The sequence below is a fragment of the Clostridioides sp. ZZV15-6597 genome (assembly GCF_020657815.1).
In the GTDB taxonomy this organism is placed as follows: Bacteria; Bacillota; Clostridia; order Peptostreptococcales; family Peptostreptococcaceae; genus Clostridioides.
Window position 1 is genome coordinate 56,066 of sequence record NZ_JAGWCT010000013.1, and the last position, 6,577, is coordinate 62,642.

Annotated in this window: 10 protein-coding genes and 1 riboswitch; of the genes, 6 read left to right on the forward strand and 4 right to left on the reverse strand. The window is 23.3% G+C overall.

Annotated elements, in window-relative coordinates:
* Positions 1 to 257: 257 nt before the first annotated feature.
* Positions 258 to 1,013, reverse strand: coding sequence for a response regulator transcription factor (locus KGF52_RS05220; protein ID WP_227839378.1), 756 nt, complete (start codon positions 1,011 to 1,013; stop codon positions 258 to 260).
* Positions 1,014 to 1,373: 360 nt separating this feature from the next.
* Between KGF52_RS05220 and KGF52_RS05225 the strand changes: the two genes are divergently transcribed.
* Together KGF52_RS05225 and KGF52_RS05230 are read left to right on the forward strand one after the other, a co-directional pair.
* Entirely contained in the window at positions 1,374 to 1,751 is a 378-nt protein-coding gene (locus tag KGF52_RS05225; RefSeq protein WP_227839379.1) for a helix-turn-helix domain-containing protein, read from the forward strand.
* A 408-nt stretch (positions 1,752 to 2,159) separates the two neighbouring features.
* Positions 2,160 to 3,356 carry a hypothetical protein gene (locus KGF52_RS05230; RefSeq protein WP_227830466.1) on the forward strand — a complete coding sequence of 399 codons (1,197 nt, stop codon included), beginning with the start codon at positions 2,160 to 2,162 and terminating at the stop codon, positions 3,354 to 3,356.
* A gap of 544 nt (positions 3,357 to 3,900) precedes the next feature.
* Here KGF52_RS05230 and KGF52_RS05235 read toward each other — a convergent pair.
* A complete protein-coding gene (locus KGF52_RS05235; protein WP_227839380.1) occupies positions 3,901 to 4,050 on the reverse strand; it encodes a hypothetical protein in 150 nt (49 codons plus the stop codon).
* A gap of 15 nt (positions 4,051 to 4,065) precedes the next feature.
* On the reverse strand, positions 4,066 to 4,326 hold the full coding sequence (locus tag KGF52_RS05240) for a helix-turn-helix domain-containing protein (RefSeq protein ID WP_413927384.1): 261 nt from the start codon (positions 4,324 to 4,326) through the stop codon (positions 4,066 to 4,068).
* A 336-nt stretch (positions 4,327 to 4,662) separates the two neighbouring features.
* On the opposite strand from KGF52_RS05240, the gene KGF52_RS21380 reads away from it, so the two are divergent.
* Positions 4,663 to 4,794, forward strand: a complete 132-nt coding sequence (locus KGF52_RS21380; protein WP_255646295.1) for a hypothetical protein — start codon at positions 4,663 to 4,665, stop codon at positions 4,792 to 4,794.
* 5 nt (positions 4,795 to 4,799) lie between these two features.
* On the opposite strand, the gene KGF52_RS05245 is transcribed toward KGF52_RS21380, so the two are convergent.
* Complete coding sequence (locus KGF52_RS05245) at positions 4,800 to 5,201, reverse strand: helix-turn-helix transcriptional regulator (protein WP_227839382.1); 402 nt, start codon at positions 5,199 to 5,201, stop codon at positions 4,800 to 4,802.
* A 187-nt stretch (positions 5,202 to 5,388) separates the two neighbouring features.
* On the opposite strand from KGF52_RS05245, the gene KGF52_RS05250 reads away from it, so the two are divergent.
* The 3 genes from KGF52_RS05250 to KGF52_RS05260 all read left to right on the forward strand — a co-directional run.
* Positions 5,389 to 5,568: a hypothetical protein gene (locus KGF52_RS05250; RefSeq protein ID WP_227839383.1), complete on the forward strand. Its 180-nt coding sequence runs from the start codon at positions 5,389 to 5,391 to the stop codon at positions 5,566 to 5,568.
* 91 nt (positions 5,569 to 5,659) lie between these two features.
* Positions 5,660 to 5,869 carry a helix-turn-helix domain-containing protein gene (locus KGF52_RS05255; RefSeq protein ID WP_227839384.1) on the forward strand — a complete coding sequence of 70 codons (210 nt, stop codon included), beginning with the start codon at positions 5,660 to 5,662 and terminating at the stop codon, positions 5,867 to 5,869.
* Positions 5,870 to 5,873: 4 nt separating this feature from the next.
* Positions 5,874 to 5,958: riboswitch (cyclic di-GMP riboswitch) on the forward strand.
* A 189-nt stretch (positions 5,959 to 6,147) separates the two neighbouring features.
* The coding region (locus tag KGF52_RS05260) for a terminase gpP N-terminus-related DNA-binding protein (protein WP_413927385.1) at positions 6,148 to 6,577 on the forward strand (430 nt) is incomplete at its 3' end.

The window sequence follows — 6,577 nt, forward strand, 5'->3', positions numbered from 1 at the left end:
ATATTTTAGATTAAATTATTAATAATGCTATAAAATATTCAAAAAAATTTGGTAAAGTTGAATTTGATTCGAAAGAATTAGAAAGTGAATAGGTTAGAGTTTTTGACAAAGAATTTATGGTAATAAATGAAAGAAATCAATTATAGAGGCCAACAGGAATAGGAAAATATGATTAGAAATACTATAAATAATAGGGTTGTTATATAATAATTTAGAATTATTATATAACAGCCCTTTTTTGTAAAAAATGTATCAAACTAGCACTGTCTTACAGCAAACAGTTTTTTTATTACTTGCAAAGACGAATCAGCTACAGGACATTTATCCCCATTAATCATTTCCACATACTTATATTTTATATTTAACAATTTTATATATTGACAATTAACTATAAATGATCTATGTATACGAAATAGACGAGGATCTAAATCTATGATATTTTTTAAACTATCATAAACTTCTATTTCATAATCTACAGTTACAATTTTTATCTTATGAGATTGGCTACTTGTCTCAAAATATATTATTTTATCAAATGAAATTCTCCAAAGTTCATGTTCTTTATAAATAGTAAAAAAGTTTTCTTCATAATCTATTTTTTTCGTATATCTATTGTGAACAATTTTAATACAAGTTCTTACTCTTTCCTCAAGAGTATCCATGTTATGTTTTGATATAAAATCCATAGGTGCAAGTTTGTAGGCAAAAATGCTACTACCCATTTCTATATAACTTGAAAGAAATACAATAGGACTTACATAATCTGAATTTCTAATTTGTTGTGCTAACCATAATCCATCGCACAGATTCTTATTTAAATTATAAACAAAATTAATACCTATAAAAAATATTCTTATTTTATTTTCTTTTTTAATATCTCTTAAGAATAGTTCTGCATTTCTATATAGCTTCACTATGTCACAGTCAAAGCTCTCTTTAATCAAGATATTATCTACTACTTCTTTTAAATTCATTCCAAAGTTAACATCATTATCAAACAATAATATTTCCATATCTATCCCCCTATATATAAAAACTATACTATTATATAATAAATCATTTTTAACACTACATCAATAAAATGATTTATTATTTTAGTATATTTAATAAGATTTTTTTAATATATTCCCTAATTTTATTTTATATAAACAGTTATTATAAAAAATTACTTTACTTTTTTATGTAAAAAATATTCATTTCTACAACAGTAATCCAAGAATATGTATCAAGATTAGCAGGTAGTATAGATTACTTTATATATACCTAGTATAAATTAATTATTTTTTCACAATATATATTCACATATATTGTGAAATATATTGATTATCTTTTTATTAAGTGATATTATATAGTTAGAAAGGGGTATGACCTATATGAAACTTTCAAATGTTACAGAATTTGGTATATTCTTAAGAAAATTAAGACATGACAATAATGAACTTCTTGAAGATATGTCAAAGAAATTGAATGTTGCTACATCCTATTTGTCTATGGTAGAGACAGGAAAAAGAAATATTCCAAAGAAATGGCAAAATATAATTGTAGAAAAGTACAATTTATCAAATGATGAAATGGAAAATTTAAAAATAGCTATACTTCATTCAAAAAAAGAAATTAAAATAGATACTACTGATTTAGAAAAAGATGAAAAAGAATTGCTTTTTTATTTTGTAAAGCGTTTTAAAAATTTAGACAAGCAAGATAAAGAGGAAATTAAGTTTATTCTTAAAAAACAGATTCAAAAGAATTGAATGATTTCTCTACTCGGAATGACTAAATAACATAGTTACAAAAACTGATAATATTAAATATTAATATAAAAATAATTGCAAAAAATTAAAATATAAAATATAATATAATAAAACAAATAAAAAAAGCCTACGAATCACAGGATTGATAAGGAACGCCAATTCACTTACCAATCTGACAATTAATAAAACTTTCAGACCACTATTAATTATCATGTGCCATTGTAGACTCTTATTTACTTCATAATTTATGATTATAATATCATATTTTATGATTACTTGCAATACTTTTAATGCTTATTTTGGATTAAATCTGATGGAAGTTACTGTAAATGTGATGTCTCAAAGCCTTGATATTATTAATATTAAGGCTTTTTTATATGTTTTAAACACATATAGGAGGAATTCATTATGGATAGCCAGTTTACAGTAATTCAAAACTTAAAACCTATCACACGTATATCTAAATCCAAGCTAAAAAATATGCTGGATATCTTTAAAACATCTACAAGAAAAATAGAAAAAATAGATAACTCTGCTTGTAATTCATGCGAGATTAAGAATAAATACTCTTTACATAAAAATGGATTAGATGCATTTTGCTCAAACTGCACTAAAATTAAAACTTTTACAGAGTTTTCTTATGTAATAGAAAAAGAAACTGCTAAAGGTACTATTGAAATTATAACAAATAAAAATAAATCAATACATCTAAGTAAGGCAGCTATAAAACAATTTATAGCATATCACTTTATACCTTGTAATAAAAATCTAGTAAGAAAATCAGTTTCTTTTAGAAACATCGCTGATATATGCAATGTTTCTGTTGTAACAGCAAGATATAATCATTCTGTTCTAGTTGAGACTGGGTTAGTTTACTCAACTGAAACCAAAAGAGGTAAATTTGATATAGTTATAGATGGTGAGTATAAAAATCATTTAAAAAAGTCTGATGGTGGACAAGGTTATATAACTATGTCTTTAGATACATTAAAACATTTACTTAAATTTGATAATGTTAATGAGTTAAAATTAGAAATAAAAAAATTGCTTTGGGCTGATGCTAATACAAGCAAAGGTAAAAAAGTTAAATTTAATAAAGAAAATCTTATATCTGTTCTTCCAAGCTATTTACGAAAATCAAGTAAGCGTTTAGAAGCCTTTTTGAAAGGTTCTAAGACTTTATTTGATATAAGTAACAATAGAATAGATACAAGTCGTTATGAAACAAAGGAAAAGGTTAGAAATAGATATATTAATTTTATTAAAGAAAAGATAGAAAAATTCTTTAACAATACTGGTTGCTCTTTAAGTGCTAATTATAGCAAAGTGCTTGAACAAGTTAATTTAGATAAACATGAATTATATAAAGAAGATTTGAATAGACAACTTGAACTAGAGAAAGAACTTATTATAAATGATTTAGTTAGTTTATCTATACAGTATAGTATTAATAGAGTCTTAAAAACTCTAAATTACCTTTTTAATGAATATACAATTGATGAAAATGATATAAATTACAGTGAAATAAAAAATCCAGGTGCGTTTATAAGAACTATAATTGTTAAAAATATAAATAAAAATGGAAGTTTAAAAATAGTAATATAATATTAGTAATATAAAAATCTAATATAAGGAGTAGTTCAAAAAATTTAATTTTGGCTACTCCTATTAGTGTTTATATTAAATTTTTCTTTCAAAGAAATAGAACTATTTAGAATGTAAAATGTCTTATTAGTTCTATTTTTTATGCTTTTTTAGGTCAAAAATTATTCACAATAGAAAGTTTTTTATTAATATTTATAAATTAATTATTAAGTAAATAAAAATAATTATCTATAAAAAAAAGATACTTATATTCAAATTTTATAAATTTAAAAATTATATTTTTTAAAAGCATTGAAATTACTCTATTTCTCTTAGTTTAACTTTTTGCTAATTACTGTATTAATTATTGTTATAATTTTTGTATTTATTTCTGTATATATATATGATACTATTTATATATTTATTTATACTTATTAAAAAATAGCACTAATTAAAGTACTATTTTTTACTTTCTTTTTTGTATAAAATTTTTTACTATAGGACCAAAAAAACTATCTCAAAAGTATTATAAATGCTTACTCTATATATAATTTATAAAAAACTTTTAAATAGAGATATTACAGTTCTCTTCTTTCTCAATAAAATAAGACGCAACAACACATGGGTCTAATGATAATTTTTCTGCTACTTCTATAATTTCACTAATTGTTGGGTTACTTAATTTATCAAGTTCATCTAAAAAATCTTTATTCATAATATACCTCCTGTCTTATTTTGATTCAATTTCTTTTTCAATAAAATATTCTGCCAACTCACATGGATCAATAGAAAGGGCTTCTGAGAGTGATATAATTTGCTTTACTGTTGGACTATGTACAAAATATTCTTTCTCTAGGTCAGAAATATAACTTTGACTTATGTTAGCCAATTTGCTCAACTGATTTTGAGTTAGTTTTTTTGATTTACGATTAGATTTTAACACATTTTTCATATTGTTATGCTGAAAAAACATATTTAAGTTTGTATACATACATATTTATTTAATTATAGACTAATGTTTTGTTCAGCAATTAATCACCCCCCCTCTTACATTATATGTCGAAAAAAAGAAAAATAAATAATTTTTTCAATAATATATATTTAGAAAATACTGGAAAATATTAAAAATATCATAATTCTATAAATTTAAAATGGAAATATAGTGTATTAATGTAGAATGATTTATATTTTATAAGATATATAAGAAAATATGTAAAATAATAACTGAAATATGGGTCGTACCAATATTTTTGAGGTCATTTTTTGTGCTAAAATGTAAATAAGTTAAAAGATTAATTTATATAGATTGTTTTTAGGGGGAAATGATATGATAGAAAAAGAACTTGAAGAAAAAATGAAAAAAGAAATGATTCATATTATAAAAATTATCCGTAATGACAGAGTTCTTGAATTCACTTATCAATATTTAAAACAAATAGAAAAAAAAATAGCCCATTAACAGGGTTATTTTTTTATGATACCTTTAATAAGTTTTTCTATTATTTCCAAATACTCATTATCTAATTCTGGTAATAATTCAATAATATTTCTCATTTTAGATTTGTTATCAAGAGCTATATCTGAAAAAACATCTGGTAATATTTGTAGTAATAACTTTTCTTCTGATTCACTTAAATAATCTCTATCTTTGTTTCCAACTCCATAAAGAAGCCAGTCTTTATTTATATTAAATTTAGAACAAAAGTGGTTAACATATAATTTACTAGCCTCCATACGACCGTTTTCAATGTTTGCAACTACATTTCTAGTGACACCTAATATTTCTCCAAGTTGCTCTTGAGTGAGATTTTTTTCTTTTCTTATTTCAATAAATCTTGTCTTTGTGTCTTTATCTATTTCGCACATCAAATCACCTCTTTTCACCTCTTTTAGATTATTATACCATTGAATTATGTGTTAAGCTACACATCTATTTTGATAAAAGTGTATATTATTACATTTGCTATTGAAAAAAATAATAAGCGATGATATAATGTGTATAAATACACCAATATAGCTATAAAAATGTATATATACACAAAGAGGTGGTTTAATGAAAGATAGAGAGAATTTAATAGCAAGTATAAGAAGTCATTTATATAAAGTCAAAGATGTGAATGATTTAGATAATATAGAAAAATTAGCATATTGGTTTCATGCATTACAAAATTCATCTGCTAATAATAATAAAAAATCTAATGAACAAGAAGATGTAGATGTAAATAATTTATAGCTTAATTTGTGACACAATAAAAAATATTGTGTTAATTTTTAAAATACATTGTTTATTTTGAATAAAAACAACAAAGAGGGTGATTTTTAATTTGAAAAAAAATAAATTATCTGAATTAAGAGAAAAGAGTGGTCTTACAAAAACTGATGTGGCTATATTTCTAAACATGACAACATCAGGAGTTACAGGCATTGAGAGGTCTACAAAAATAAGTTTAGATAAAGCTATAAAATTATCTAAACTATATAGTGTTTCTATCTATGACATTCTTAATGCTAGTAGAGAATTCATGGAAGCATAAAAATTGAATATAAGGGCAAAGCTAGAGAAATTTAGTGACGCAAAACTATAGGGACTAAGGCTAATTAGCTAAGTCAGCCAGTTACCGAAAAGAGACTATCTTTTTGTATTTTAGTATAAAAGATGCTCAAGGTATCTTTTTTTTAGTTTGTAATTGAATTGGCAAAAATATGTTAACAAACTAAAAATGTCCCAAAATGTCCGAAATGTCCGAAATGTAATAAATGTAATAAAAATCAAATAACTCTATATTTATGTCTTTTTTTAAGGAGGAAACAAGTGAGGGAACTGAAAGAAAATAAAATAAAAGATTTGTATTTAAAAGGATATAGGGCAAAAGAAATAGCTACTACATTAGAAATAGGTTATGAGAGTGTGAGAAAGTATATAGTTAGAAATTGTAAGGATTTAAAAGAAATACATAAGAAGAACAACAATTCTATTATAGAAGAAATAAGAAAATTGTATTCAAAAGGATACAATGCAAAAGAAATAGCACATGTTTTACACAAGAATATAGATATGATTGAAAAAAATATAATTAGAAACTGTGGAGATTTAAAAAAGATACATAAAAAGAACAATGAAAAAGTAGTAGACATAGAAGAAGTAAGAAAATTGTATTCAAAAGGATACAATGCAAAAGAAATAGCACATGTTTTACACAAGAATATAGATATGATTGAAAAAAATATAATTAGAAACTGTG

Excerpts from the sequence above, each read along its gene's own strand:
- KGF52_RS05220 (WP_227839378.1), bottom strand. The coding sequence starts at position 1,013 with ATGGAAATATTATTGTTTGATAATGATGTTAACTTTGGAATGAATTTA.
- KGF52_RS05225 (WP_227839379.1), top strand. The coding sequence starts at position 1,374 with ATGAAACTTTCAAATGTTACAGAATTTGGTATATTCTTAAGAAAATTA.
- KGF52_RS05230 (WP_227830466.1), top strand. The coding sequence starts at position 2,160 with ATGGATAGCCAGTTTACAGTAATTCAAAACTTAAAACCTATCACACGT.
- KGF52_RS05235 (WP_227839380.1), bottom strand. The coding sequence starts at position 4,050 with ATGAATAAAGATTTTTTAGATGAACTTGATAAATTAAGTAACCCAACA.
- KGF52_RS05240 (WP_413927384.1), bottom strand. The coding sequence starts at position 4,326 with ATGTATACAAACTTAAATATGTTTTTTCAGCATAACAATATGAAAAAT.
- KGF52_RS21380 (WP_255646295.1), top strand. The coding sequence starts at position 4,663 with ATGATAGAAAAAGAACTTGAAGAAAAAATGAAAAAAGAAATGATTCAT.
- KGF52_RS05245 (WP_227839382.1), bottom strand. The coding sequence starts at position 5,201 with ATGTGCGAAATAGATAAAGACACAAAGACAAGATTTATTGAAATAAGA.
- KGF52_RS05250 (WP_227839383.1), top strand. The coding sequence starts at position 5,389 with ATGAAAGATAGAGAGAATTTAATAGCAAGTATAAGAAGTCATTTATAT.